This is a genomic window from Herpetosiphon sp. NSE202, assembly GCF_042688385.1.
Taxonomy (GTDB): Bacteria; Chloroflexota; Chloroflexia; order Chloroflexales; family Herpetosiphonaceae; genus Herpetosiphon.
Window position 1 is genome coordinate 64681 of the sequence record NZ_JBHUPY010000001.1, and the last position, 26992, is coordinate 91672.

General features: G+C 52.7%; 20 protein-coding genes. 11 read left to right on the top strand and 9 right to left on the bottom strand.

Annotated elements, in window-relative coordinates; all coding sequences use genetic code 11:
• Window positions 1-100: 100 nt before the first annotated feature.
• Together ACFMKP_RS00290 and ACFMKP_RS00295 are read left to right on the top strand one after the other, a co-directional pair.
• Complete coding sequence (locus tag ACFMKP_RS00290) at window positions 101-1327, top strand: SH3 domain-containing protein (RefSeq protein ID WP_382287983.1); 1227 nt, start codon at window positions 101-103, stop codon at window positions 1325-1327.
• 100 nt (window positions 1328-1427) lie between these two features.
• Window positions 1428-2609: an AAA family ATPase gene (locus ACFMKP_RS00295; RefSeq protein WP_054536261.1), complete on the top strand. Its 1182-nt coding sequence runs from the start codon at window positions 1428-1430 to the stop codon at window positions 2607-2609.
• 495 nt (window positions 2610-3104) lie between these two features.
• On the opposite strand, the gene rsgA is transcribed toward ACFMKP_RS00295, so the two are convergent.
• From rsgA to ACFMKP_RS00310, 3 genes are all read right to left on the bottom strand, one after another.
• Window positions 3105-4025, bottom strand: coding sequence for a ribosome small subunit-dependent GTPase A (gene rsgA, locus ACFMKP_RS00300; RefSeq protein ID WP_382287985.1), 921 nt, complete (start codon window positions 4023-4025; stop codon window positions 3105-3107).
• Window positions 4026-4925: an ABC transporter ATP-binding protein gene (locus ACFMKP_RS00305; RefSeq protein WP_382287987.1), complete on the bottom strand. Its 900-nt coding sequence runs from the start codon at window positions 4923-4925 to the stop codon at window positions 4026-4028.
• A 111-nt stretch (window positions 4926-5036) separates the two neighbouring features.
• Window positions 5037-5252, bottom strand: a complete 216-nt coding sequence (locus ACFMKP_RS00310) for a hypothetical protein (protein WP_054536264.1) — start codon at window positions 5250-5252, stop codon at window positions 5037-5039.
• Between the two features lie 443 nt (window positions 5253-5695).
• Here ACFMKP_RS00310 and ACFMKP_RS00315 point away from each other — a divergent pair, with 443 nt between their 5' ends.
• The 5 genes from ACFMKP_RS00315 (at window position 5696) to ACFMKP_RS00335 (ending at window position 11189) form a co-directional block, all read left to right on the top strand.
• Window positions 5696-6199, top strand: coding sequence for a GNAT family N-acetyltransferase (locus ACFMKP_RS00315; RefSeq protein ID WP_382287988.1), 504 nt, complete (start codon window positions 5696-5698; stop codon window positions 6197-6199).
• Complete coding sequence (locus ACFMKP_RS00320; RefSeq protein ID WP_382287989.1) at window positions 6174-7208, top strand: C40 family peptidase; 1035 nt, start codon at window positions 6174-6176, stop codon at window positions 7206-7208. Before ACFMKP_RS00315 ends, ACFMKP_RS00320 begins: the two co-directional genes overlap by 26 nt.
• 2 nt (window positions 7209-7210) lie before the next feature.
• A complete protein-coding gene (locus ACFMKP_RS00325) occupies window positions 7211-8248 on the top strand; it encodes a dipeptide epimerase (RefSeq protein WP_382287991.1) in 1038 nt (345 codons plus the stop codon).
• A gap of 138 nt (window positions 8249-8386) precedes the next feature.
• On the top strand, window positions 8387-10192 hold the full coding sequence (locus ACFMKP_RS00330; protein ID WP_382287993.1) for an aldehyde ferredoxin oxidoreductase family protein: 1806 nt from the start codon (window positions 8387-8389) through the stop codon (window positions 10190-10192).
• A gap of 55 nt (window positions 10193-10247) precedes the next feature.
• Complete coding sequence (locus ACFMKP_RS00335) at window positions 10248-11189, top strand: PrsW family intramembrane metalloprotease (protein WP_382287995.1); 942 nt, start codon at window positions 10248-10250, stop codon at window positions 11187-11189.
• A gap of 172 nt (window positions 11190-11361) precedes the next feature.
• Here the strand turns inward: ACFMKP_RS00335 and ACFMKP_RS00340 are convergent, their stop codons facing one another.
• Complete coding sequence (locus tag ACFMKP_RS00340) at window positions 11362-12327, bottom strand: metallophosphoesterase (protein ID WP_382287997.1); 966 nt, start codon at window positions 12325-12327, stop codon at window positions 11362-11364.
• A 241-nt stretch (window positions 12328-12568) separates the two neighbouring features.
• On the opposite strand from ACFMKP_RS00340, the gene ACFMKP_RS00345 reads away from it, so the two are divergent.
• Window positions 12569-14374 (top strand): S8 family peptidase, encoded by a 1806-nt coding sequence (locus tag ACFMKP_RS00345; protein ID WP_382287998.1) that lies wholly within the window; start codon window positions 12569-12571, stop codon window positions 14372-14374.
• 318 nt (window positions 14375-14692) lie between these two features.
• Here ACFMKP_RS00345 and ACFMKP_RS00350 read toward each other — a convergent pair whose 3' ends face one another.
• Window positions 14693-18064, bottom strand: coding sequence for a tetratricopeptide repeat protein (locus ACFMKP_RS00350; RefSeq protein ID WP_382288000.1), 3372 nt, complete (start codon window positions 18062-18064; stop codon window positions 14693-14695).
• Window positions 18065-18674: 610 nt separating this feature from the next.
• Here ACFMKP_RS00350 and ACFMKP_RS00355 point away from each other — a divergent pair.
• The 3 genes from ACFMKP_RS00355 (at window position 18675) to ACFMKP_RS00365 (ending at window position 21702) form a co-directional block, all read left to right on the top strand.
• Window positions 18675-20528 (top strand): bifunctional homocysteine S-methyltransferase/methylenetetrahydrofolate reductase, encoded by a 1854-nt coding sequence (locus ACFMKP_RS00355; RefSeq protein ID WP_382288002.1) that lies wholly within the window; start codon window positions 18675-18677, stop codon window positions 20526-20528.
• Between the two features lie 46 nt (window positions 20529-20574).
• The gene (locus ACFMKP_RS00360; protein WP_382288004.1) at window positions 20575-21096 is read left to right on the top strand and encodes a hypothetical protein; all 522 of its coding nucleotides are present in this window, start codon (window positions 20575-20577) and stop codon (window positions 21094-21096) included.
• Between the two features lie 78 nt (window positions 21097-21174).
• Window positions 21175-21702 (top strand): hypothetical protein, encoded by a 528-nt coding sequence (locus tag ACFMKP_RS00365; RefSeq protein WP_382288006.1) that lies wholly within the window; start codon window positions 21175-21177, stop codon window positions 21700-21702.
• On the opposite strand, the gene ACFMKP_RS00370 is transcribed toward ACFMKP_RS00365, so the two are convergent.
• The 4 genes from ACFMKP_RS00370 to araB all read right to left on the bottom strand — a co-directional run bounded on the left by ACFMKP_RS00370 (window position 21699) and on the right by araB (window position 26973).
• Window positions 21699-22730, bottom strand: a complete 1032-nt coding sequence (locus tag ACFMKP_RS00370; protein WP_382288008.1) for a LacI family DNA-binding transcriptional regulator — start codon at window positions 22728-22730, stop codon at window positions 21699-21701. The genes ACFMKP_RS00365 and ACFMKP_RS00370 overlap by 4 nt on opposite strands.
• Window positions 22731-22898: 168 nt before the next feature.
• The gene (gene araA, locus ACFMKP_RS00375; protein ID WP_382288010.1) at window positions 22899-24404 is read right to left on the bottom strand and encodes an L-arabinose isomerase; all 1506 of its coding nucleotides are present in this window, start codon (window positions 24402-24404) and stop codon (window positions 22899-22901) included.
• A 214-nt stretch (window positions 24405-24618) separates the two neighbouring features.
• A complete protein-coding gene (locus ACFMKP_RS00380; RefSeq protein ID WP_204757327.1) occupies window positions 24619-25260 on the bottom strand; it encodes an L-ribulose-5-phosphate 4-epimerase in 642 nt (213 codons plus the stop codon).
• Window positions 25261-25284: 24 nt separating this feature from the next.
• On the bottom strand, window positions 25285-26973 hold the full coding sequence (gene araB, locus ACFMKP_RS00385) for a ribulokinase (protein ID WP_382288012.1): 1689 nt from the start codon (window positions 26971-26973) through the stop codon (window positions 25285-25287).
• Window positions 26974-26992: the final 19 nt, after the last annotated feature.

Below are 26992 nucleotides of genomic sequence, written 5' to 3' on the forward strand. Positions count from 1 at the left end.
TGGCTTCGTTGTCAAATCAATCTCTCCTCGCTATAATACGCCCTAAAGCGATAACTTTGCATTTTTTAGTAACCCACACTTCGTGGGGGAGGCGAGCCGAATGTCTCAAGTTGCCTTAACACCACGTTCTCAGCCAACGACTGTTTGGCAGTTACGGCGCAAAAAAGTCCCCGATCAACTATCGTTGCCTGCTGACTATGTTCCAACTGACTATACCTCCTTGCCAACCCCCGAAGAACCCAAAAAAGGTGGCGGGCTTGGGATAATTTTAGTCGTCCTTGTGTTGCTCTTGGTGCTTGGCGCTGTGGCCTATGGCATTATTAGCCAAGGTGGTGACGAAGAAATTGTGCCAACTCCCGTGGCCCAAACTGTGCTCGACATTGAACGCGCCAGCATGATTGTAAGCGATGGCAAATTAACGGCTCAAATCAACATTACCACAGATGCACCTGACAACAGCCAAGTGGGCGCGATCTTATTGGAAGATGGCCGGCCATTTGAGTTTTTTGATACCGCCGCGATGACCTCGACTGTGGCCGCTGGCAAAGCTCGGTTAACCATTCCCGAAATCGAAGACCACGAAGATGGCCGCAAATCATCGGAATATACTGTCCAGGTGACGGTTGCTAACGCTGAGGGTGCAGTTTTGGCCACCGCCAACGAACCAATTGAAATCAAGGGCGATGCCCTCGATCGCTTCTTGGGCGATGCAGCAGTGACTCCAGTCGATGTTACGCCAACAGTTGAGTCAACTGAACCAGTTTCTGGAACTGTCGTGCCAACCCCTGCTGATGGGGCTACGCCAGTAACCCAAGTTACCCCACCAGTCGAACCAACTGCTGTTGCTGGTGGCGTGCCAGTGCCATTGGATAATGTGGTGATTAGCCGCCCAGGCATTATTTACACCACCCCATATGGCCCAGCCAACCAACGTGGCAACGTGACCGCTGGCGAAATTGCGCGGATCGTGGTCAAAATGCCAGTCAACGGCGAAGTTTGGTACTTGGTGGCAATTAGCCAAAGCGGTCAATCGGGCTGGCTCAATAGCAGCACGATCGATTTGCCAGCTAGCGAAGTCAACAAAATTACCCCAGTCAGTGGCGATGCGCCATTTGCCGTGACCTTCAATGGTGGCAATGTGCGCTCAGCGCCTGGTGGTGGGGTTGTAACCACGGTCGATGCTGGGATCAACCTGACCTTGACTGGCCGCGATAGCCAAAGTGCTTGGTTCAAAGTCAAGCTTCCCGATGGCACCGAAGGATGGGTCGTTGGTCAGATCTTGACTATCAACCCTGCGGTACTAAATACCATCCCTGTAGCGCCATAAAAAACAGGACTAAGCATCCTTGACTCAGCAAAAACCCGTGGGATACAATAGTCTCACGGGTTTTGCCATGGTTGCCGTATCTGTCTTGGAGGTTAAACGTATGGATGAACAGCAAAAAACACCGATCAGCGGTTCCATGCAACGAGCGGTGCGCGGTGATAAAAACCCACTCGATGCGGTTGAACAAGAATTACGCAGCAGTGTCTTTGGCCAAAATCGGGCGATCGAAAGCTTAATTCGGGCCTTAAATCGCGCCCGCTTTGGCTTTAGCGCTGGTAGCCAGCAACGCCCACGCGCAACTTTGCTTTTTCTGGGGCCAACTGGCGTTGGTAAAAGTGAATGCGCCAAGCGCTTAGCTGCCTTTTTGCATCCGCAAGGTGGTGGTTTCCTCAAGCTCGATTGTTCGCTGTTTAGCCAAGGCCACGAAGTTTCAGCCTTGCTTGGCGCTCCTCCCTCCTACGTCGGACGCGATCAGAAGCCATTGCTCGACCCCGATTTAATCGAGCAAGAAAATGCTGTGATCTTGTTTGACGAAATTGAAAAAGCAACGTCCGAGCTGTGGAATTTGTTGTTGCAAATTATGGAAGATGGCGAGATTACTTTGCTCAACGGTGGGCGCAAAGTTTCGTTCCAACGCGCTATTGTTATCATGACCACGAATGTTGGCGCTCAGGAAATGGCAAATTATGTCTCGCAACGCACGATTGGCTTCCGCACACCCAATCGAGTTGTCGAATCAACCGGCCAACAAATTTATCAAATCGGTTTCGAATCGCTGCAAAAGGTGTTTAGCCCTGAATGGATCAACCGGATCGATGAAATTATCGCCTTCCGTCCATTGAGCAGCGATACCTTGCGCCAAGTGCTCGATCGCATGGTTGCTGAATCGAATGATCAATATCGCCGCCATGGGGTTGAAATTAGCCTCAACGAAGAAGCGCGCGATTATATTTTGCGCCGTGGTTTCGACCCACGCTTTGGGGCACGCCCATTGCGCTCGCGCTTGATGAAGGATATCGATGCCCCATTGGCCGATTTGTTGGCCTCGGGCGGGATTCCCAATGGCGCGAAAGTGCAAATCGTGGTCTCGGAAGAAGAAGCCAAAGATGGCAATAACCTCGATTTCTTCTATGAGCCTGATGCCACTTTGGCCGCATTTGCCGCCGATTATGCAGCCCAACAGCAGCAAGCACCACCATCAGTCCGCGAAGTCGCTGGGCCACCATCCCATACTCCAGGCCCTTCGATTGCCCGCTCGACCGAAAATAACAATCGGCGCTAGTTCGAGTATACCCTCACCCCAACCCCTCTCCCACGAAAACGCGGGAGAGGGGCTTTTTGTTTTGTGGTTTTTGCATAATTTGGGGTGAAAGCAGGTGCTGGCCCTCACCCCAACCCCGCTCCCGTGGCACGGGGCTTTAATGCCATGGTTCTTCGGCAATGCGTTGGTAAAAACGGGTGCTCCCCATCGCCCGCGTTCTCGTGGGAGAGGGAGTTGGGGGTGAGGGAACGCTCCACCGCCGACCAATCGCTCAAAACCGACCCTTGTAAGGAGGGAGCAGGGGATGGCTTACAAGGGTCAGTTTTAAGATCCCCTCACCCCAACCCCGCTCCCGTGGCGCGGGGCTTTAACGCCATGGTTCTTCGGCAATGCGTTGGTAAAAACGGGTGCTCCCCATCGCCCGCGTTCTCGTGGGAGAGGGGGCTGGGGGGTGAGGGAACGCTCCACCGCCGACCAATCGCTCAAAACCTACCCTTGTTAGAGGGTGAAAGGATCTTAAAAGCGTTGGCTGGCGCTTTGCTCAGCAGTTTGGTCACGTAATTTGACATAACTTTGATGGCGGGCGGCGCTAATTTGACCAGCCTCAACCGCTGTTAGGACTGCGCAGTCTGGCTCGTGAGTATGGGTGCAATCGCTAAAGCCACATTGGTCGATAAAGGGGCGGAATTCGCGGAAGCACCATTCGAGTTCGTCTGGCTCCATTTGATACAAGCCAAGCTCACGAATTCCAGGTGTATCGGCCACAAAGCCGCCAGCATGCAAGGGCACCAATTCGCCAGCAACGGTGGTGTGCTGGCCTTTATTGACCGCATCGCTCACATCGCCAGTGCGCAAATTCAGGCCTGGTTGAATGGCGTTGAGCAAACTCGATTTACCAACGCCTGAAGGGCCAGTAAAGGCCGAAATTTTATTATGAATTGCTTCTTGAACTTGCTCGATGCCTTGGCCCGTGGCGACGCTGGTATAAAACACTGGGTAGCCAATTTGCTCGTAGATGTTGAAAACCTCTTGTTTGCTCTCGCTGGCTAAATCGCATTTATTGGCAATAATCGCCACATCGAGATTGTTGGCCTCGGCAATGACCAAAAAGCGATCGATCATGCGCACATGTGGCTCAGGGTGAGCAACCGCAAAGGTAATTAACACAATATCGAGGTTGGCGACAATCACTTGTTCAAAACGGGCACCTTTGATTGCGGTTCGCGCGAGCTTGCTGCGCCGTGGGTAAATCTCTTCGACAGCGCCCTCGCCGGGCATCGTTTGGGTGATGCGCACATAATCGCCGAGCGTCGCGAGGTCGCTATATTGTTTGGTTTTTTTGAGCCGCCCACGCAGGGTACAGCGCAAGGTTTCACCAGTTTCGTCGAGTTTTACCCAGAAAAAGCCACTTTGGGCCCGCATGATTGTTCCGTTCATTCACGCTCCTTCAATGCTTTGTTCAGTATTTTGGTCATGGTTGTGCTCCATATAATCGCTGTCTTCGTCCATAAAATCTTCGTCGGCCAACGAGCGGCCTGTCAGGGTCATAAAAACGTCTTCCATGGTGGCGTTGGGCTTGCCGATTTGCTGGCCGATGCTGGTTTTAAGCCCTTGCGGCGTATCCAAAGCCACAATTTTGCCAGCATCGATAATTGCGATTCGGTCGCAAAGCCGATCGGCTTCGTCCATATCGTGGGTCGTCAAAAAGACGGTTGTGTTTGATTCATCGCGTAAACGGCGCACAAAGCGTTGCACATCCGAGCGCGAACGCGGATCAAGCCCCGTGGTTGGCTCATCGAGCAGCAAAAGCCGTGGTTTGGTGAGCAAGCCACGGGCGATGGCAACTTTTTGCTGCATCCCGCGTGACATATTTTCTAGCGGCTCATATAAGCGTTTTTCTTTCAAGCCGAGCGCTGCCAAAATGCGCACCGATTCAGTGCGGGCATAGGCTGGCTTGAGATCGTACAAACGGGCGGCGTACATTAAGTTTTCTAAGGCGCTCAACTTCTTAAAAAACGCAGCCTCAACACTAACCCGATTGATTAAGCGTTTGACAGCTTTCTCATCGGTGCGTACATCGAGGCCAAACACCTGAATCTGGCCAGCATCGGGGATTAGCAAGGTTGAGATCAAGCGAATCAAGGTTGATTTGCCTGAACCGTTGGCCCCGAGCAAGCCAAAAATTTCGCCTTCGGCCACATCGAGACTGACATGATCAACCGCAACGACCGGAGGCTTAGGGTTGGGACGAGGGCGACGAGTGAGCCAATGTTTGACTTCACTCGTGCCGAATTGTTTATAGATATTTGCCACCACTAAAGCAGGTGCTTGCTGCATTGTTGTACTCCATCCAATGGTTGCACGAACCGGTCAACTGCTAGGGCTGCTAGCAATTCCATGATATGCGATAGATGGGATCGATCAACACTCGCTCGTCGTTGAGGAGAATTATCGACGTTTGCTGGCGTGGTCGTCGCTGACATGCAACTCCAAGCGCCGGAAGCCAAGTTGATCGAAGGCCAAGTCGACCAAACGGCCAATGCGGCTGGTTTGGTCTTGATCTGGCTCGTGGGGCAACTCAGCATACGCCCGTTTCATGGCGTTTGGCTTGGGCTTGGGCTTTTCTACACACAGGACGGTTCCATCGCGGTCGAGCATTAACACTAGGAGCCTCCTAAACAAACGTAATAGACCATGAGTATCTTGCTGAAAAGAATGCTCACGGCCCATCATAGAAAGGCAGGTCCACAGCCGCAGAAAACAAGAGCCGTGAGCGTTGTTAGAATCACGCCCACGGCCCTCGGTGCTTATTAGCGTATCGCTTTAGGAGAGAAGCACGAGGTAGATGGGCGCATGGGTACCTGCATCACTTGCAGTGCGCAGTTGGTTGTTGATCAAGTTGATCATCATGCAGCCTCCATCTAAGAAAATAGCAGAATTGATTTCGAACAGGCCTAGAATAGCATAGCCGCTTGCAGGCCGTCAAGTAGCGATCTCTCAGTCTTTAGGCGGATTATCGAACTAGGACTCTTGGGGGAGCTAGCAATCGTTCGGATTACCCAAAAATATGGTAGCATAGCCTTAATCGCGATCTCAAAGGATACCCCATGGATCACTGGCAAACCTTACACTCGGCAACTCGGCTTGGCGTGCTTGATGCCCCGTACCCGTTACGCTATTTAAGCACCGACGATGGGGTAGATTTGGGTCGGCTGGTGCATGCCGCTGGCATGTCGCTCCCCAACGAGCCTACGCCAACGCTCTCGGCCACCATCGATTGGGCCTTTGCCGTTTTACAAGGCGAGTATGGCCGTTTGCTCGATGCTTGCTCATTTGTGATCGAAACTCGCAGCGGTTTGCTGGGTGCAATTGTTGTGGTCAAACAGGCCAATACGGTCGAAATTCTCCAGCTGGCGGTTGATCAGGCCTTTCAGCAACAACAATTTGAGCAAGCCTTGCTCAGCGCAGCCCTCAATGGTTTAGCCCAAGCGCGCTATCCACGGGTCCAAGTTCGCGTGCTCGCCAATAGTTCACAGGCCCACTTTTTTACCAATCACGGTTTCATGCTAGCAGAGGACGTGAACGATGCATCCACTTCAAACCACGATTGATCAGTATGCAGCCCAATTTGATCGTCGGCGTATGACGATTTTAGCTGCCCACGTCGAAGAAGACAATGGCACGGTGCTCCGTGGTCGGGTGTTGGATCGGAGCCAGCATACCGCGCTCTTGGCCTTGTTGCCGAATGTGCGCGATGAGTTGATTGTGCTGCGCGAGCAGCCCGAACATGGCTTTGCAACGGTTGGGTTTGGAGTGTTGGATGTGCGCTGGCAGGCCACCCGCGATTCTGAATTGGTCACCGAGGCCAGTTTTGGCGAAGGCTTAGAGGTGATCGCCCATGATCAACAATGGTTAAACGTCATCACCAGCGATGGTTATCTTGGTTGGGTGCATCGCAACGGCGTTGTGCTCCACGAGCAGCCTAGCGATTATCGCAACGCTGCCACCCATGTGATTACCAGCCGCTGGCTGCCATTATTTGGCTTAGAAGGCGAGCAAATTGGCTTGTTGCCATGGGGCATTCGGCTTAAAATTGATGAATTTCGCGATGGCAAAGCTTTTATAAGCACCCCAACCGGCGTGCCTGGCTGGCTCGAAGCCGATTCATTAACGCCAGTCGATGATTTCTCTGCTGATCAAGCGGGAATCGACGATATGCTGCGGGCAGTTCGCCAATTGATCGGCGTGCCTTATCTTTGGGGCGGCACAACCAGCTTTGGCTTCGATTGCTCTGGCTTGGCGCAGGCGGCTTACCGTTGGCTGGGCGTGCAATTGCCCCGTGATGCCGATCAGCAATCGCAAATTGGCCATTTGATCAACCGTGAAGAGGTTGCTGCTGGCGATTTGCTGTTTTGGGGCGTGCTGCGCAACATCGAAGATTATCGCCACGAGCGGATTAACCACGTCTCAATTGCACTTGATAATGAGTGGATGATTCATGCCAATCAACGCAATTGGAGCATCTCGCTTGATCGGATTGATGAAGTGCATCAGCAGGTCTATCAGGCTCAAGGTAACCCTGGTTTGGTCGTTATTCGGCGGATTCGCGAGGAGCAATAGCCATGGAATGGGCGCTTTATCCGGTTGAACTTTGTTTACGTAACACCTTTCGGATTGCCCACGGTGCTAGCACCACCCGTCATAATGTGCTGTTGAATTTGGATGATGGCTGGGGCGAAGCCGCTGCGGTGGCCTACCACGGCGAGACTGCGGCCAAAATTCAGGCGTGGCTCGAACGCTATCGCGACACAATCACCAGCAGCTATGATCCTGCGGCAATTAGCTGGCTGTTGGGCAAGCTTGATTTTGAAAGTCGGGCCGCCCGCGCTGCCGTGGATTTGGCCTTGCATGATCGTTTGGGCCAGCAACTTGGCGTGCCCTTGCGCCATTTGCTCGGTTTGAATGGCTTGGAATTGCCCCAAACCTCAGTGACGTTGCCAATTGAAGAAGCCGAAGCCTTGCGCCAACAAGCCTTGGCCGTGGCCCATTATCCCATTCTCAAGGTAAAGTTGGGCGGGCCTGCCGATTTGGTCAGCGTGGCGATTATTCGCGAAGCAGCCCCCAACAGCCGCATTCGGGTTGATGCTAATGCTGGTTGGAGCCGCGAAACTGCTGCTGAATTGATTCCAGCTTTGGCCGAGTTAGGCGTTGAGTTGGTTGAGCAACCGTTGGCAGTTGATGATTTTGCTGGCTATGCACAGCTGAAAGCTGCCAACTATGGCGTGCCAATTTTTGCAGACGAGCCAATTAAAACTGCTGCTGATGTGGCGCGTTGGGCCAGTTTGGTTGATGGCGTGAACCTTAAATTGATGAAAACTGGCGGCATTGTCGGCGCACAAGCAGCGATTGCCACGGCTCGCGCCCATGGCTTGCAGCTGATGCTTGGCTGTATGATTGAATCCAGCATCGGGGTTTCGGCGGCCTGCGCCTTGGCTGGTTTGGTCGATTTAGTTGACCTTGATGGGCCGTTGTTGATTGCTAATGATCTGGCAACTGGGCTTAGCTTTGAAACCGCCAGCATTCAACCCTCAGCAGCGCCAGGTTTAGGCGTGCAAATCGATTGGCCAGCGCTCAACGCTGCTCGGCTTGAAACACGCTAGCATACAGCCTACACCGCCTAGAGAAGCGCTTTTAGGCTCGTACTGCTAGCGAGTTGGCAATAGTACAGGGTATGCGTTGCTAGACTTGTGTACCTACTGTACAATACGCATCGTAGTAGCTTCGGAAGGAGACCACGCATGGCGTTTATCGGGCGTGCGTTACGCATTAACCTCGACACAGCCAGTACTTCCACGTTTGACATCCCATCGCCAATTCGCGAGCTATATTTGGGTGGACGTGGGCTGACAGCGGGCTTGATGTATCATTTTGTTCCCCCCGATACAGCAGTTCGCTCTCCTGATAATCCTTTATTACTGGCTCCTGGGGTGTTGGCTGGCACTCCGGCCTACGCTACTGGCGGCTTTGTCGCGACCACTCGTTCTCCCATCACTGGCAATTTGATTCATAGTTGGGCGGTTGGCGATTGGGGCGCGGCGCTCAAACGGGCTGGCTTCGATGCAATTTGGGTTGTTGGCCAAGCAACTGCGTGGCTTTATGCCGTAATTGATAATGGTCAAGCAGAGCTTTACCCCGCCAATCACCTCAATGGCCTTGACACCCAACAAATCAACGATGCCCTGATGGCCGAACATGGCGCTGATGCGCGAGTCTTGACCCTTGGTCAGGCTGGCGAAAAGATGCTGCCCTATGCTGCTTTGGTGGCCGAAGGTCGCTACATGGCCGAGCCTGCTGGCACAGGTATGGTGATGGCGCTCAAACGGCTCAAGGCGATTGTGGTGCGTGGTACGCGCATGGTCAAACCTGCTGATACCGCCACGTTCCTCTCAGCGTTTAAGCCAATTACCGAGCGGATTGGCCGCGACCCGCTGGCAGCAGCAATTCGTGATTATGGTTCGAGCTACTACGTTGATTTGGCTGCCCATCATGGGGCTATTACTGGGCGCAACGGCCAAGACCCCGAGCCAAGCGTCATGCCAACCACTGGTGATTATGCTGGCGAGATTTATGATCGTGGTTGCCCGCGCTGCCCGCTGCCGTGTTACCACGATTTTGCCACCACCAACCAACCACGGCCTGAGCTAGAAGCAATTGTCAGCTTTGGTGCGCGCTGTGGCTTGCAAACTCCTGCCGCAATTATTGAAGCCAACCAGCGCTGCTTGCGCTATGGGCTTGACCCAAATGCAACCGCGAATGCGATTGGCTTTTTGATGGAATGTCGTCAGCGCGAATTGACCCGCCAATACGATTTGCAATGGGGCGATGAAGCGGCGATTTTGGCGGCAATTGATGCGATTGCCACTAAACAAGGCATTGGGGGCTTGCTCTCGTTGGGCGTGTACGAGATGAGCCAAGTCTTTTATGGCAGCGAGCAATTTGCCCCGCTGGCCAATAATTTGCCACTTAGCCCGCTCGACCCACGTGCTGCCCAAGGCTGGGCCTTGCATTTGGCAACTAGCCCAATTGGCGGCGATGCCCGTGGCGCGATGCCTTGGTACGAATGGCTTGATACGATTCCCCAATGGCTTAAGGGCAGCGATGACCATCAACCAAGCGTGGTCAATGGTAAGCCCGAACGCCTCATTTGGCATGAACGCTTTGTGGCAGGCCTCGATAGCGCCGGAGTTTGTCGGCGTTTGGCCAGTTTAGCCTACCAAATGACCCCCAAAGAATTAGCGACGATTCTGAGCGCCGATATTGGCAAGCAAGTTTCAGCAACCGATTTGGCCAAAGTTGGCGAGCGCATTATTACGGTTGAGCGCTTGTTGGCCTTGCAATGGGGCCATCACGACGAACTCAGCGCGCGCTGGCAACAACAAGCATTAACTGACGGAGTTGCTGCCAATCAAATTCCCACTCTTGACACACTGCTAACGAAATATTATGCTCTGCATGGATGGGACAGTGATGGGATTCCCACAAATGCCCGTCTCGCTGAGCTAAGTATTCCCGAACCCGATACCCGACCATGGGTGACGGAATAGGTCATACCGTATTGATGGCCAAGCGCAGTGCCGCAATCAATCAACGAGAAAATCAATGTGGCTTGCAATTATTCTGACGGTATTGCCAACGCTGCTGTACGTGACCTTTTTATGGTGGCTTGATCGCTATGAAAAAGAGCCATGGCCGCTGCTGTTAGCAGTATTTGTCTGGGGTGCGGTGCCTGCCGTGGCCCTCGCGCTGTTGGCAGAATTGCCCAATACTGCTTCGACCTTGGGCTTTGACCGTGGCAGCCAACCAGTTTGGTATGCACCGTTGGTCGAAGAACCACTCAAAGCCTTGGCCTTGTTTGGCATCTATATGTTCTTTCGCTATGAGTTCGATGGCGTGCTCGATGGCATTATTTATGGCGCATTAATTGGCTTTGGCTTTGCCATGACCGAAAATGCGATTTATTTTGCCAGCCGTGGCGGCTCGATTACCTCGTTGCTTTGGCTGCGGGTGGTGCTTTTTGGCTTTAATCATGCCTTCTACACCAGCATTATTGGCGTGGCCTTGGGCATGATTCGCTACGAACGCCGCCGTTGGGTGGTGATTGTGATGCAGCCACTGAGCCTGGTTTTGGCAGTGGTGTTTCACGCGCTGCACAACATGACGATTAGCTATCGCTTTCCTGGGGTATTGATCGCCTGGTTGATTAGTAGCGGTGGTGTGTTGATTGTGGTGCTGGTGGCGGTCATTGCTTGGCGCAAAGAACGCTATTGGATCGATCTGGAGCTGATCGAGGAAATTCATTGTGGATTTATCGATCAAGCAACCTACCAAACGGTGCGTTCTAGCAGGCGACGAGTGCAAAGCCAATGGCATGCCTTGTTTCGCGGCGGCTGGCGAGCACTCCAAATCGTGCGTACTCGCCATCATTTATTGACCGAATTGGCGTTTTTGAAATATCAATTGCGGATTGGCGATGTGCATTGTCGGCCCGCCGATTTGTACCCCTTGCGCCGCCGCATTTTAGAGGTTCACGAAGATTATTAGGCGTACTAGCTCATTGGGTTGGCAACCAGGTGCATGCCCTCACCCCCAGTCCCTCTCCCACTGAACGCGGGCGAGGGGAGCCCTGATTCAGCGGTTCCTCCTCTCCCGTCTAACGTGAGAGGAGGCTAGGGGGTGAGGGGGAATCGTTGTTAACGCAATGAATCATTACATATTAGGCGCTAACCAAGGTTAATAAGCCAACTTCAGGTGTTGCGCCAAAGCGAATTGGCAAGCCCGCCAACCCGCGACTAACATACAGCCCACACTGGTCGATCATAAAGCGACCGTGTGGGTATTTTTCACCCCAACGTGGCACAACCAGCGGCCCCAACCATGGTGCATTGATATGCCCAGCGTGGGCATGCCCCGAAAGTTGCAAGGCAACCTTGTGTTGGGCAGCAGTATCGGCGAAATCGGGGCCATGCGCCAGCAAGATAATCGGGGCCGCAGGTGCATTGTGCAATGCCAATGCCAAATCTGCGTTAGCTTGCCATGGGTCGGTTACGCCAGCAATCACGATTGCTTGCTCACGCCAATGCACCACCCGATGTTGATTGAGCAGCACATCGACTCCAACCTTGTTGAGGGTGCGCGCAATCAGCTGCGGATCGTCCCAGTAATCGTGGTTGCCGAGGCAGGCGTATACGCCTAATGGTGCATTGATGCCAGTCAACATGCGCTCCAACGTGCCAACATCGCTTGGCCGATTCACAAAATCGCCAGTTAATAAAATAATATCCGGCTGCCAGCGTTTGATGCTGGCTAAGGCTTGGCGGAGTACCCGCTGGCTGTAATTCGGCCCAAGATGCAAATCGCTGAGCTGAGCAATTTTGAAGCCATTCAGCGAGCTTGGCCAAAGCGGTAAGCGCAAGGTATGCTGTTCGACGGCCAAGCGCCAAATATTGGCCACGCCTAGGCCCGCTGCTGCTACACCTGCCGCCAACAAACCGCCAAGCATTGGTTTGGCCCAACGTGGTGGTTGGCTGCTGAGCAATGTCGTGGCACTGCCCAAACCAAGCATGCCTAGCACGCCACCCAAATATTGCCAGCGGCGGGAATAGACCAGATGCGACACATTGGCAATATCTTTGCTGCCGCGTGGCACTGCTTCTAATGAGCTAAAACGATCATCAATCATCAATCATTTTTCCTTGTATGTGTGTGGGTTATGATGCACTTGCTTGAACACACTGCGGCCTGTTATACCACAGCGAGCTTAATCTGCGATGAAAAGCTACTACATGGCTTGACGATCTCACCCTCGCGGTAGGACTAACCTAGGACTAATGGCCATGCATTAATCCAGTTAGTGGCATAACCTATGATATACCAACAGTGACCGCTCGAAACACCACATTCATGCCAAATTTGGAGGCGCTATGGATAGAGAACATCGTAGAGGATTATTGCAAGGTCGGCTCGTGCTAGCCCTAATCCTCGTTGTCAGTTTGCTGGGAATCGCCCAGCCTGCGCCAGCGACCCAACAAGTGTTAGTGCAGGGTGGCTCGCTCAGCCAACAAACCAGTGCAATTCAGGCAGTTGGTGGCACAATCCAACGCCAATTTAGCCGTTTTGAAACCAGTGTGGCGCATTTAACCACGCCACAAATTGAACAACTTCAAGCCCAAGGCTTGCGGGTGTTTGTCGACCAAACGGTCGAGGCTTCGGCCCAAACAACGGTTGCGCAAGCACCTGCTAGCATGGCTGGCCGTGGGCCAAAAGGCAAAAAAACGCCAGCATTGCAATACCCCTCAATTGTGACCGGTGCCGATGCCTTGCAACGGCGTGGTATCGATGGCCGAGGTGTAACGGTCGCGGTAATCGATTCAGGCTTGCCTGGCATCGAACGGCCTGAGCGTTGGCAACGGATCAATAACACGACCGCCCGCTACAGCCAAGGCAGCCGTTTCTTAGTCTATAAAGATATGTTGGCGACTAGCCAAATTTTCAATAGCAGCGACCCCTATGGCCATGGAACTCACGTTTTTTCCACCTTGGGCGATAATCGTGCTTTGCCACCAGAGTATGGCTCTGCCAAGGTCGGGATTGCCCCGGGCGCAAATTATGTGGTTGTCCGCGCCTTAGATTCGCAAGGTAAAGCATCGTATAGCACAATTATTGCAGCAATTGATTGGGTGATTGATAACGCCGATCAATACAACATTCGGGTGCTAAATCTTTCGTTGCAAGCAGAGGTTGTTTCGCCCTACTGGTACGACCCGATGAATCAAGCAGTGATGCATGCTTGGAACGAAGGCATTACGGTGGTTGCAGCAGCAGGCAACACCGGTCCGAATCCAGCTACGATTATGGCTCCTGCCAATGTGCCATATATTGTCAGCGTTGGGGCAATTCGGCCAGCGATTTATAACGATAACGGCAGCGATACGATTGCAGCCTATTCATCTGCTGGGCCAACCGAAAGCCGCTTTGTTAAGCCCGATGTAGTGATTGCTGGATCACGGGTGATTGCTCCATTACCAGCAGATAGTGTGCTTGCCAATTCTGGCGCAGCTGGCTTGGTGAGCGAACGTGCCCAACTCCAATGGGCCGACGTTAAAACGTCACAACACCTTAATTATTATGCCTTGAGCGGTACATCGATGGCAGCCGCCGAGGTCAGCGGCATTGTCGCGCTCTTGTTGCAAGATGAACCAACCCTAACCAATAATCAAATCAAGGCGCGCTTGACTGGCACTGCGCAAGTTGCGACCTTGGATAATGGTCAAGCAGCCTATAGCATGTGGCAACAAGGCGCTGGCAAGGTTATTCCAACTGCTGTGGTCGATGGCAGCAATACTGGCAGCGCCAACGCAGGCATGGATCTTACGACCGACTTGATTGTCAGCAGTAATCCTGACGATACCAGCAACCACTATCAAGGGACGACCGAATACGATTCAACCAGCAATACATTTAGCGATACAGCGACCTATAGCTCAACCCTTGCCACGAGCTATAGCACATGGGCAGGCAGCTACAGCACGTGGGCTGGTAGTTATCTCACCTGGGCAGGGAGCTACAGCACGTGGGCTGGTAGTTACAACACGTGGGCAGGCAGCTACAGCACATGGGCGGGCAGCTACAGCACATGGGCGGGCAGTTACAGCACATGGGCGGGCAATAACGCCGATGCAGGAAGCCTGAACAGCACCATTAATGCAGGGAGTCTCATTAGCGACTAAATTTCAACCATTTCGAGCGGGAAGCGTGGGAGTAGCAATACTTCCACGTTTTGGCATAGCGCAATAAGTAGCGCTGACTTGCAATCACAAGTCAGCGCTACTTTCGATTAAGGGCAGGTTTTTTTGCAAGAACCTTAGTATTGGATGGGCAAACATGGGCAGGCCCTCACCCCCAGCCCCCTCTCCCTCTGAACGCGGGCGAGGGGAGCCGACCATTTTTCGCCAAGGAATTGCGGGAGAACCATAACGTTAAAGCCCCTCGCCCGCGCCACGGGAGAGGGGTTGGGGTGAGGGGATCTTAAAACCAACCCTTAGGGCTTAAACATACTCACGGAGCATAGTTGGGGTATTCATTTGCTCAAATAAAATTTCGGCCCGTTCTTGATGCGCCAAGGCTACCGTGTAATCGCCGTTAAGCCGTTTGATGGTTGCACCAATTGTCAAGCCCAGCGCCAACAAATAGTTATTGTTGAGCGAGAGTTGCAGCAATTGATCAATTGCCTCGCTCGCCTCACGCCGTTGGCCGTTGTAGGCTTGCAAATAGATTTGCAACACTTGGCTACGGAAGAGCGATTGCGGCTCGTCAAGCTGGTTGGCCAGCCGAATCGCACGCTTGGCCATCCGGTTGGCGCAGGTGCGCCGACCCTCGACAAAGGCAATTCGCCCAAGCATTTCGGCAATAATCACCCGCTTGGGATCGTAGTGGTGGATTTCGCAATACAATTTTTCTGCTTGCAAATAGTAGCCGCGTGCCCGTTGATAATCTTGCACATAAAACGAAATCGTGCCTTGTTGAATGAGGGCTGTCGCCATGTGCAGCTTTGCGCCAATTTGGCGGGCCAGACGATAGGCCATCTGCGAGAAGCGCAAGGCATCGTTGAGCGAGCCAAGCATCATCATACAATGCGAACGGTTGTTTATTGCCAGAATCTGGCCATTCAAATCGCCAATCGCTTGGGTCGTTTCGAGGCTTTGTTCGTAGTAACTGGCGGCTGCATGCCAATCGGCAAGCTCCATCGCAATTACGCCAAGGTTGTTGAGCGCCCGACTCATGGCTGGCAAATCGCCAAGATAGCGGCTCACCGCCAAACTCTGATTAACCAAGGCTTGCGCGCCTTTGAGATTGCCACGCTGCCAAAAGATGCCCGCTAGCCGATTGGCCGCCAAAGCTTGCAAGCCGTGGTGGTTATTCAGCTCGCTGATGGTGAGGGCATTGTTGAGCAAACGTTCTGCTTGGTCCAAATGACCACGATGGAAGGCAATCCAGCCTGCATCACAATCGATACGGGCATGATCGAGCAATGCGCCATCGGCCAAAACCAAGCGTGCTTGCTCCAAATGCTGCATAGCTTCGTCGTAGTTGCCCTGTTTTTCGTAGGTGGCGGCAAGTTGACGTAAAATCGTGGCATGGGTGGCTTCGTTTTCTGGCGTAGGCTGAATCATGCCAAGCGCTTGTTGATAGGCGACGCGTGCTTCATCGTAGCGTCCAACAAAGCTCAAAATATCGCCGCGCCCGTGAAATAGGCTTGTGCTATGCTCTGGAACTGGTGGCTCAAGGGCACTCAGCAATGGCAATGCTTGATCATACAACCGCAGCGCATCATCGTTGGCAAAGCGGCTGGCAGCGCGTTGAGCAGCCAACAGCAAATATTCCAAGGCTTTGTGAGTCAATTGTGAATGGCTAAAGTGATAGGCCAAAGCATCGATATACAACTCTGGATGCTCACCAGCTTGGGCTTCGAGCGCTTGCGCTACTTCACCGTGCAGCGTATGGCGTTGCTGTTGCAGCAGGCTAGCGTAAATCGTTTCTTGTAAGAGCAAATGGCTAAATGACCAATCGTCGTGATGATTGGCGATTGGCTGCACAAACCCACGTTGTTGCAATTGCTCAAGATGCTCGCTGATTGGCTGTTCTGGCCGCAATTGGCTGAGCAATTGCTGGCTAAAGCGGCGACCAATTACTGAGGCAATCGCCAAACTCAGGGCCAAATCGGTTGGCAAGCGATCATAGCGCGAACGCATCAACGCTTGCAACGAAAGCGGCATTGTCGGCATTTGCAGGCTATCACTGCTTTGGGCCTGAATATCGAGGCCAGCGTGCAAGGCATGGCGGGCTAATTCTTCCAAGTAAAACGGTACACCATCTGCTTGACGCACCAAATGGTCAATCATCACTGCTGAGGCTTGGGGTAAAATTTGCTTAATCAAAGCTTCGGCAGCTTCTGGGCTGAGCGAATTAAGCTCAAGCACCAAGCCACGTTGGCGAGCCTGAGCTAAAATGCGATTAAAGGTTTGGCGAATTTGTGGGGTTTCGTCGTCGCGGGCGACCATATAAAGCAAGAGCGATGATGCATCGAAGGTTTCGGCAATAAACTCCAACAGCTCCAGCGACAAATCATCGGCCCATTGCACATCGTCGATCACAATCGCCATTGATTGTTGGCGCGTGCAAGCCACAAATAATTCGCGAATTGCCAAAAACACATGGCGCTTCAATTGGGCTGCATCGAGGTGCTGCACCCGTTCAGCCAAACTTTGATCAATAAAATCGAGCGAGAGCAAATATTCGATGTAAGGCATCAAATCGAGCGGCATATTACCCAACTCATGAATCAGCAATTGAATTTTATGATGCATGGTAGCTGCAGAATCGGCATGATCGATTTGAAATAATTGGCGAATCAAGCCCAAAAAGGCACTGTAGGGCACAATTCGCGTGGCACTACTACAATCGTTGACCAGCACTTTCACATCGCGGCTGTGCAAATGTTGAATAATTTCGCCCGTCAGGCGTGTTTTGCCAACGCCAGCCCTGCCAGTCAGGCCAATGACCCCACCCATGCCGTTGTGCAAGAGTTCGGTCGCGCCGATCAAATTGTGTAATTCTGCATCGCGGCCAATCAAGGGTAAGGCAAAGCTGCCATCAATCACCGTTTGCGATAATTGCTTGCCTGCAAGCATCGCCGCCGTGATCGGTTGCTCAAAGCCTTTGAGCGAAACCGTATGTTGCTCGCTAAAGACAAAATTCTGCTGCAAATTTTGGGCTAAATCGTCATCGACCATAATCGTGCCAGCATCGGTTACCTGTTGGAGCCGCGCTGCCAAGTTTACTGGCCCGCCAATAACGGTTAAATCGCTGTAGCGGTCGGAGCCAAGCAACCCGGCAATTACCTCGCCGCTGGCCAAGCCAACCCGAATTTGAAATTGAACGCCTGCGTGGGCAATCGTTTCGTTGTAGGCCGCCAATTCCTCGAACATTGCCAAGGCTGCGTAGGCAGCTTGGGCGGCGTGAGCTTCAAGCGCCACAGGCATGCCAAAAACCGCCATCAAGCCATCACCAGTAAATTTATCGATCGTGCCTTCAAAGCGGCGCACCGTTTCGCCCAACCGACGCAAACATGGGTCGAGCAAACTATACATATGCTCAGCACCCAGCCGATTGGTTAGGTTGGTGTAGTTGCACACATCGGCAAATAAAATTGTTACTACGCGGCGGGTTGTGGCAGCAGGAATATATTCAATTAACGCAGTAGCGCAGGTGCCGCAAAAGCGAAAACCTGGTGGATTAGCCGCGCCACAACTAAAACAGTGCAGCGGCAATGGGCTGGCACAATTGCCACAAAAGCGCGCGCTAGGCGGATTTTCGGCAAAATTGCAGGTTGAGCAGCACGTAGTTGTTTGAACTGTCATAAACCGATTGGTGCTCCATGCGAAACGATAACTTAAGCCTATAGCAAAAATTCGGCCAGCAGAATTGAAGATAAAGGATGAAGGATGAAGGATGAATTATGAAGGCAAAAGTCAGAAGTCAAAATTGTGCTGAGGCTATAGGCTTATGGCTATCGGAACATTGTTCGTGCAATTTGTGGCTAAAAAGCTGAGGATCGGGGATTGGAACCGCGAAGAGCGCGAAGTCCACGAAGGATATTGCTGGGGGAATAGGAAACAGAGCAACAGTCCAACGCGTGAATATTAGCGGGTGTCGGGGGCTGAAAACCCCTGACGTTTCCCGCTGGGGCGGGACGGAAGGGTGGCGAAACGATTGTTTGAGTATCGGGGATCGGTGGTTGGGGATTGGTGACGAGGCTATAGGCTTATGGCTAGCGGAATATTGTTCGTGCAATTCGTGCAATTTGTGGCGAAAAACAGCCTTCGTGTCCTTCGCGGTTCCGAGCCTTCGTGTCACTTCGTGTCCTTCGTGGATCGGAAACCAGCAAATGTTAAGCAATATGCTATAGTTACTGGCGATCAACGGCGATCGTGCGACAACAACTTTACCAATGGACAAGGAACTAAGGCTATGGCGAATCCATTTCTTGAACAACTAGGGCAACGAGCCTTGCTTTGTGATGGCGCGATGGGCACTCAATTGTATAATCGCGGCAACGACTTTGACGAGTGCTTCGATGCCTTGAATCTGACCCAGCCAGATGTCGTGCGTGAAATTCATCAGAGCTATATTGAGGCTGGGGCCGATATTATTGAAACCAATACCTACGGCGCAAATCGCTTTAAATTAGAGCCGTTTGGCCTTGCTGATAAAGTCCGTCAAATTAACCATCGCGGGATGAAGCTGGCCCGCGAAGCCCGCGAAATTGCTGGTACCAATACCTTAATTGCTGGCGCAGTTGGCCCGCTGGGCGTGTTGTTACAACCCTACGGCCCCTTAACCGAACAAGCAGCCCAAGAAGCGTTTGCCGAGCAAATTGGCACGTTGTTGGAGCAGGGCGCTGATCTGTTGATGTTTGAGACATTTAGCGATTTGCGCGAGATGGTGATTGCGGTCAAGGCTGCTAAGCAAGTTGGCGATTTGCCAATTGTGGCCCAAATGACGTTTGCCGAAGATGGCCGCACGGTGCTTGGCAACACGCCCGAAGAAGTTGTACGCAAACTTAGCGAGTTGGGCGTGGCTGTGGTTGGAGTCAATTGTTCGGTTGGCCCGCAACGGGTGTTTCGGGTTGTGCAGAGCATGCGTGCCGTCAATGCTACGATTCCAATTTCGGCCCAACCAAACGCTGGTTGGCCAACCGAGCGCCATAACCGCGTGTTTTATCCTTCATCGCCAGAATATATGGCCGATTACGCGCGGCGCATGGTCGAAGAATTGAATGTGCAGATTGTTGGGGGTTGTTGTGGCACTACGCCGCAGCATATTAACAGCATGCATGCGGCCTTGCAGGATCTGAATCCAGCCAGCACGCTCAATATTACGATTGTTGATGACGAAGCGCCAAGCGTGCAATTGCCTAGCAAAAGTGCCGAAACCACCCAACTTGGCCGCATGTTGGCCGATGGCGCATTTGTTACCAGTGTTGAAATCGACCCGCCCAAAGGCCACAATCCTCGGCGCTGCCTCGAAGGTGCACGCCAAATGCAAGCTGCAGGCGTGAATTTTATTAATGTTGCTGATAGCCCGATGGCGCGCGTGCGGATGAGCGCCTTGCCAATGTGCAACTTGATTCAGCAACAAGTTGGCATGGAAACGATTTTGCACTTCACCACTCGCGACCGCTCATTGATGGGCTTGCAAAGCGATTTGCTTGGCGCGCATGCCTTGGGTGTGCGCAACATTTTGGCCTTGAAAGGCGATCCGCCGTCGTTTGGCGCGTATCCTGGCACCTCTGGCGTGTTCGATGTCGATACGATTGGCTTGGTCAAGGTGATTGCTGGCATGAATAGCGGCGTTGATACCGCTGGTAATGATATTGGCACGCCAACCAACTTCTTAATTGGCGTGGCCCTGAATATCAATGCCGAAGACCCAGATTGGGAAATTGATCGTTTGCATCAAAAAGTGGCTGCTGGCGCGCACTACGCCATGACCCAAATTTCCTACGATGCAGCCGAGCTTGATCGTTTTCTCGATAAACTTGGCCCGTTGCCAATTCCCATTTTGTTGGGTTTGATGCCAGTTCAGAGCTATCGCCATGCCTCATTTTTACATAACGAAGTGCCAGGCATTACCCTGCCCAACGAAGTGCTGGAGCGCATGAAAGAAGCTGGCTCGAATGGGCGGGCGATTGGGGTGCAAGTTTCGCAAGAAATTCTGACCGCTGCCTACGATCGCATCCAAGGGGTCTATATCATGCCATCGTTTGGCCGCTACGAAATGGCAGCCGAAGTGCTGGAAGTGCTCAAGGCAACCAACGCCTAGCTTTATCCGTAGTGCATGGCGAATTCTGGTTTTGTGGAGATTCGCCATGCATTGCCCACGTTGTCAGCAAAACGTCGCTTTGAACGTCAATCGCTGCCCCAACTGCCAACAAGCGCTTAAACCGCTGCTATTCAGCCAACAAATCCCTTTATCATCACCACAACGCCAATCGCTGATTAATAAAATTTTGCTGCCAAGCGCTGGCTTGCTGTTTGTTGCAATCGTGCTGGCTAGTTTGAGTTTGGCGGTTCGGCCTGTGCCAATTTGGACATGGCTGGGCGTTGCGGTTATGGTTGCTTTCACAAGTCTGTATCTGAGCAGGCTTGTAGGTGATCTGCGGAGCGGTTATGTCCAGGTTCAGCTGGATCAATTGACGTTGCTGGGCGAATATAGCAATCGCTCAGGCAAGCATTATTATGCTGAATTTAGCGCAATCGGCACCCAACAATTGCAAAAAGCGCAATATGATTTGGCGATTGAAGGTAATTTTTACAGCATAACCTATAGCCCAAACAGCAAGATTATCTGGGAATTAGCGCCGCTTAGCCGCTCAAGGGAGCTAGCCTAATTGCTGCAAGCATTGAGGGTAATGAAACGCTCGGTTTGTGCGTCTTGCATGCTGAATTCTAGTTTTTTGGAGATCGTCATGCACTGCCCGCGTTGCCAGCAAAAGGTTGATCTGCACATCAACCAATGCCCCAAATGCGATTGTCAGCTCAAGCCACTGATTTTGAGCCAACAAATCCCGTTAACGCCACAGCTACGCCAAGCTTTGCGCCGTGAAATTGTTGTGCTTAGCATGTGGCTTGGCTTGCTGGCTTGTACTGGCACAATCCTGTATGTTGCGATTAGGCATGAGAGCAGAGGTTGGCTGCTCATTTGGCCAATATTTGGCCTGATATTTGCGCTTGTAGGCTTCGCCTTGCTTAGCCGCGGGCGCGACCTGCTTGCTGGCATTGCTCACGTGCAGATTGATCAGTTGCTCAAACTGCACTATGTGCGGCCATCCAGACAAAGGGGCTATTTGCACGGCGATTTTAAGCTCATTGGCAGCCAAAACTTAAAATTGGAGCATCGTGGTGTTGCCCGCGAAGGCAATTATTATGTTGTTACCTACAGCCCGCGGAATAAACATGTGTGGGAATTAGCTAAGCTGCGGCGTGAACTTGCTTAGCGCACGCTGCTCTCGCGCACAATTAACTGGGTTGGCAGGGTTGTGATGACTGCTGGCATGTGCTCATCGCTGGGATTGATTAATTGTAATAATGTTTGGACCGCCAAGCGACCTAATTCGCGCAATGGTTGGCGAATGGTGGTGAGGGCTGGCGAGAAGTAGGCCGATTCAGCTAAATCATCAAAGCCGACGATTGCCAAATCTTCGGGCACACGCAGGCCATGTTTGCTGGCGTAATGCAACGCGCCCAAGGCCATTTGATCGTTGCAGGCAAACACTGCATCCATCTTGGGGTAGCGATTGAACAATTCGCCGCAGGCTTGTTCGCCGCTGGCCGCCGACCAATTGCCGATGCCAATTTGTTGTTGCTGTGGTGTAATGCCTGCCGCCAGCAAGCCATCGTACCAGCCGCTACGGCGTTGGCGGGTTTCAAGCCATTCGATTGGCCCGCAGATAATGCCGATTTCGCGCTTGCCGATGCTTAGCAAATGCTCGACTGCTTGGCGCGCACCGCCATAATTATCGATGCCAATTGTGGTGAAGCGGGGGTTGGGCTGGCTTTTGACAAAGACAATCGGCGGGCAGGTTGCTGGCAATTGGGCTTGCACAATCTCAACATTCTCGTTGAGTTCCGCCGCCGCAAAAATAATCCCATCGACGTGGCGCGCCATGAGTGCTTCGATAATTGGCACAATATTGGTCGCATCAAAACGCGGCAATTCCTTGAGCAACAAGGCATAATTCGAGGCTTCGCTTTCCTCAGCGATGCCATTCAACGTCAGCGACACGCCCATATATTGCAAACCTGCGGTAATCACGCCCAAGGTAAAGCTTTGTTGCTGCACCAAGCTGCGGGCCAAAGCGCTTGGCTGGTAGCCCATTTCGGCAATTGCTTTTTCAACTGCCTCACGGGTTTGCGGTGACACATCAGGCCGATTGTTGAGCACCCGCGAAACGGTTTGGGTCGAAACATTACACAGTTTTGCAATATCTTTGATCGTGACTTTTTGTGGACGTTGAATGGTCATGGCGAACTCCCAATAGCACGCTGCATTTCAAATCGCTGGGATGCAAGGCTGCTTAGTATAGCCGATCTTGCTCCTGCGTTGCTTACGCCACGCCGCAACGCTGCTAAAGGGTTGGCGATTCAGCGCCATTGGTGTGCAGCGTTGCGACGTTGGTTGCTTAGCGTTGGTTTACAACCCTTTGGCCAAGTGATAGTAGAGATCGTTCCAGCGCAGCTCTTGCTTGAATTGGCTGACGTTGGTGTTGCGATCGATTTGCAAATATTCCATGCCAGCAATTTCAGCAAAGTCGGCGAGATGTTCGCTGGTCAGATCAAAGCTAAAGCCAGTGTGATGCGCGCCGCCAGCGTAGATCCAGGCAGCAGCCGCAGTTTTGAGATCTGGCTGCGGCAGCCACAAGGCGCGGGCAACTGGCAAGTTTGGCAATGGCTCGTCGGTTTCAACCGCATCAACCACGCTATTGATCAGGCGTAAACGATTGCCCATTTCAACAATTGAGGCGTTAACCGCTGGGCCAGTTTTGGCATCGAACACCATCCGCACTGGGTCAGCCTTGCCACCAATGCCTAACGGATGGACTTCAAGTTGTGGTTTGGTTGCGGCAATTGAGGGGCAGATTTCGAGCATATGCGCGCCCAGCACTTTCATGCCGTTGCTGCCAAAGTGATAGGTGTAATCTTCCATAAACGAGGTGCCGCCGCTTAGCCCAGCGCTCATCACTTTCATAGCCCGAACCAGCGCAGCGGTTTTCCAATCGCCCTCGCCAGCAAAGCCATAGCCGCGATCCATCAGCCGTTGCGGGCCTAAACCTGGCAATTGCACCAAGCCATGCAAATCTTCGAAGGTGGTGGTAAAGCCTTTGAAGTTGCCATGTTCAAGGAAATAGCGCAAGCCAAGCTCGATGCGGGCAGCATCGCGCAAGGCTTGATGCTGTTCGCCGCCAGCCTTCAGGCCTGCTGCCAAGTCGTAGTGTTCAGCATATTCTTGCAAGGTGCTGTCGATGTCGGCATCGCTGACTTCGTTGACAAAACGCACCAAATCGCCAACGCCATAGCCGCTGACACTGTAGCCAAGCCGCATTTGGGCATTAACTTTATCGCCTTCGGTCACGGCAACTTCGCGCATATTGTCGCCGAAACGGGCGAAGCGTGCGCCTTGGGCATCGTGCCAAGCAGCGGCGGCCCGCGTCCAAGCTGCAATTCGATCGTGCACTTCGCTATCTTGCCAGTGGCCAACAATCACTTTGCGTTCCAAGCGCATGCGGCTGACGATAAAGCCAAATTCACGATCGCCGTGGGCTGCTTGGTTGAGGTTCATAAAATCCATGTCGATTTGCGACCATGGAATTTCGCTGTTGAATTGGGTGTGTAAGTGAGCCAAGGGTTTTTGCAAGCTGCGCAGGCCGGCAATCCACATTTTGGCTGGCGAGAAGGTATGCATCCATGCCACCAAGCCAATGCAGTTTTTGGCAGCGTTGGCTTCGAGCACCAAATTGTAAATTTCGTCTGGTGTTTTGAGCACAGGCTTGAACACTACACGCACCGGAATCACGCTGCTTTGATCAAATCCTTCGGCGATAATTTGCGAGTGTTTGGCAACTTGTTCTAAAGTTTCGGGGCCATACAGATGTTGGCTCCCCGTAATAAACCACACTTCATAGTGTTTCAAATCAAGCATTGATTGGCCTTTCTATAATTGAGGGGGTTGGGCATCCGTTCATTCCCTCACCCCAACCCCTCTCCCGTGGCGCGGGCGAGGGGCTTTAACACCGTGGTTCTTGCGCAATGCGTCGGTGAATACTGGCAGCTCCCCCTCGCCCGCGTTCAGTGGGAGAGAGGGCTAGGGAACTAAGGTTATCTATAACCCGCTCCCCAACAACCGATCCCCGACTTTACTGCCCATACACATTGGTATAGCGATAGTGCAATTTCGCAACGTCGTCGCTGGCGATTTCTTGGGGTTGGCCGATTTGCAAGGCATACCAGGTGGTGCGAGCCACATCTTCGGTCATCACGGCGGCTTTAACGGCGGCTTTGGCCGATTTACCAATCGTGAAAACGCCATGATTTTGCAGCAACACCGCTGGCGATGTGCCAATATGCTCAACCACCTGTTGGCCAATTTCCTCGCCGCCAATTAATGCAAAGCCAGCGCAAGGAATCGGCCCGCCAAATTCGTCGGCCATCGCAGTTAAATAGACTGGAATCGATTTACCGTTGGCCGCAAACGCCGTAGCAAATGGCGAATGGGTATGCACAATCCCATTCACATCAGGACGATGGCGATAGATGTACAAATGGCTGGCGGTATCCGATGATGGCTTGAGTTCGCCTTCGATCACATTGCCGTCTAAATCGAGCACCACATGGTCGGCGGGCCGCAAATCTTCAAACATCACGCCACTTGGCTTGATCACCACCAAATTGGTTTCAGGATCGCGGGCGCTGACGTTGCCCGAAGTCCAAGTTACCAAGCCATTTTTGGGCAATTCAAGGTGCAATTTCCAAAGTTCGTGTTTTAGCGTTTCTAACATCGTTGGCTTCCAATCTGGCTGCAACTAGGCGGTGAGCGCGGCGTGACGGAGCATGCGCAAGCGCTTCATCACATCGTTTTCGCCACGGCCAAAGTAGTTGTACAGCACTTTATATTCAGCATAAAGCTGGTCGTAAATTTCAACATTGGCGGGAATTGGCTTGAAGGTTTCGGCTTTCAAGCGGCCCATCTGGTTGGCGGCGCTGGCAATATCGGCGTAGCCACCTGCTTCAAGGCCTGCGGCAACCGCGCCGTGCATGGCTGCTCCCAAAGCAGGAGCCTGTTTGCTGGCAATGACGCTAATTTCATAGTTGGTGACATCAGCATAAATTTGCATTAGCAGGTGGTTCTTTTCGGGCAAGCCGCCAGCTGCAATCAATTTGCGAATGGGCACGCCCGATTGGTTGAAGGTTTCGATAATTTCGCGTTTGCCAAAGGCCGTTGCTTCGAGCAAAGCGCGATAGATTTCGGGCGCGGTCGTGGCCAAGGTCATACCCAAGACCAAGCCATTGAGTTCAACATCGACCAAGGTTGAGCGATTGCCATTGAACCAATCGAGCGCTAAAAGACCGCTCTCAGCAGGCTTAAGCTTGGCGGCTTCGCGTTCGAGCAAGCTATGAATATTGAGGCCTTCAGCCTCGGCTTGGGCGAAATATTCGCCAGGCACGCCATGCTCAATAAACCAAGCGAAAATATCGCCAACGCCACTTTGGCCTGCTTCGTAGCCAAGCATGCCTGGCACGATGCCGCCATCAACCACGCCGCACATGCCTTCGACAATTGGCAATTGGTCGCGATGTTCGCCGTTCATCACGTCGCAGGTGCTAGTTCCCATAATCATCACCATTGTGCCAATGTCGGTGTTGCCGGTAACTGGCAGGGTGACGTGAGCATCAACATTGGCGACGGCAACCGCCGTGCCTGCCAGCAAGCCTGTCCATTCGGCGGCTTGTTGGCTAAGGCCGCCAGCTTTTGCGCCAAGTGGCAAGAGCGTGCGCGACATTTTCTGATCGACGATCTGCTCCATGCGTTCGTCGAGGGCCTTGAAAAACTCGTTGGGTGGAAAGCCCTCCGATTTTGACCACATGGCTTTGTAGCCTGCGGTACATTCGTTGCGGGTTTCGACTCCAGTCAACTGCCAAACCACCCAGTCGGTTGCTTCGATCAAGCGATCGGCGGCGGCATAGACTTCTGGCGCTTCGTTGAGAATTTGCCAAGCCTTGGGGAAAAACCATTCTGAGCTAATCTTGCCGCCGTAGCGATCAAGGAAGCTATAGCCAAGCTCGCGGGCAATTTGGTTGAGCTGGTTGGCTTCGGGCTGAGCGGCGTGATGTTTCCACAATTTGACCCATGCATGCGGCGTGTTGCGCCACTCTGGCAACATACACAACGGCGTGCCATCGGCTTTGGTTGGCAACATCGTACAGGCAGTAAAATCAACCCCAATCCCAATTACATCAGCAGGGTCAACGCCACTTGCTTTGAGGATGGATGGGATGGTGATTTTGAAGACATCAAGATAATCGTTGGGATCTTGCAAGGCCCAATCTGGCTCAAGCCGAATGTTGGTGCCAGGCAGTTTTTCATCGATAACCCCGTTGGCGTAGGCATGAATTGCGGTGGCGATTTCTTGGCCATTGCGCACATCAACGAGCACAGCACGGCCCGACTCGGTGCCAAAATCGACCCCGATGGCGTAAGTTTGCCGACTCATGGCAACTCCTTGTTATGGG

Excerpts from the sequence above, each read along its gene's own strand:
- ACFMKP_RS00350 (WP_382288000.1), bottom strand. The coding sequence starts at position 18,064 with ATGACAGTTCAAACAACTACGTGCTGCTCAACCTGCAATTTTGCCGAA.
- ACFMKP_RS00320 (WP_382287989.1), top strand. The coding sequence starts at position 6,174 with ATGCATCCACTTCAAACCACGATTGATCAGTATGCAGCCCAATTTGAT.
- ACFMKP_RS00365 (WP_382288006.1), top strand. The coding sequence starts at position 21,175 with ATGCACTGCCCGCGTTGCCAGCAAAAGGTTGATCTGCACATCAACCAA.
- ACFMKP_RS00345 (WP_382287998.1), top strand. The coding sequence starts at position 12,569 with ATGGATAGAGAACATCGTAGAGGATTATTGCAAGGTCGGCTCGTGCTA.
- araB (WP_382288012.1), bottom strand. The coding sequence starts at position 26,973 with ATGAGTCGGCAAACTTACGCCATCGGGGTCGATTTTGGCACCGAGTCG.
- ACFMKP_RS00325 (WP_382287991.1), top strand. The coding sequence starts at position 7,211 with ATGGAATGGGCGCTTTATCCGGTTGAACTTTGTTTACGTAACACCTTT.
- ACFMKP_RS00290 (WP_382287983.1), top strand. The coding sequence starts at position 101 with ATGTCTCAAGTTGCCTTAACACCACGTTCTCAGCCAACGACTGTTTGG.
- ACFMKP_RS00315 (WP_382287988.1), top strand. The coding sequence starts at position 5,696 with ATGGATCACTGGCAAACCTTACACTCGGCAACTCGGCTTGGCGTGCTT.
- ACFMKP_RS00340 (WP_382287997.1), bottom strand. The coding sequence starts at position 12,327 with ATGATTGATGATCGTTTTAGCTCATTAGAAGCAGTGCCACGCGGCAGC.
- ACFMKP_RS00360 (WP_382288004.1), top strand. The coding sequence starts at position 20,575 with ATGCATTGCCCACGTTGTCAGCAAAACGTCGCTTTGAACGTCAATCGC.
- ACFMKP_RS00295 (WP_054536261.1), top strand. The coding sequence starts at position 1,428 with ATGGATGAACAGCAAAAAACACCGATCAGCGGTTCCATGCAACGAGCG.
- ACFMKP_RS00380 (WP_204757327.1), bottom strand. The coding sequence starts at position 25,260 with ATGTTAGAAACGCTAAAACACGAACTTTGGAAATTGCACCTTGAATTG.
- araA (WP_382288010.1), bottom strand. The coding sequence starts at position 24,404 with ATGCTTGATTTGAAACACTATGAAGTGTGGTTTATTACGGGGAGCCAA.
- rsgA (WP_382287985.1), bottom strand. The coding sequence starts at position 4,025 with ATGAACGGAACAATCATGCGGGCCCAAAGTGGCTTTTTCTGGGTAAAA.
- ACFMKP_RS00305 (WP_382287987.1), bottom strand. The coding sequence starts at position 4,925 with ATGCAGCAAGCACCTGCTTTAGTGGTGGCAAATATCTATAAACAATTC.
- ACFMKP_RS00370 (WP_382288008.1), bottom strand. The coding sequence starts at position 22,730 with ATGACCATTCAACGTCCACAAAAAGTCACGATCAAAGATATTGCAAAA.
- ACFMKP_RS00355 (WP_382288002.1), top strand. The coding sequence starts at position 18,675 with ATGGCGAATCCATTTCTTGAACAACTAGGGCAACGAGCCTTGCTTTGT.
- ACFMKP_RS00335 (WP_382287995.1), top strand. The coding sequence starts at position 10,248 with ATGTGGCTTGCAATTATTCTGACGGTATTGCCAACGCTGCTGTACGTG.
- ACFMKP_RS00330 (WP_382287993.1), top strand. The coding sequence starts at position 8,387 with ATGGCGTTTATCGGGCGTGCGTTACGCATTAACCTCGACACAGCCAGT.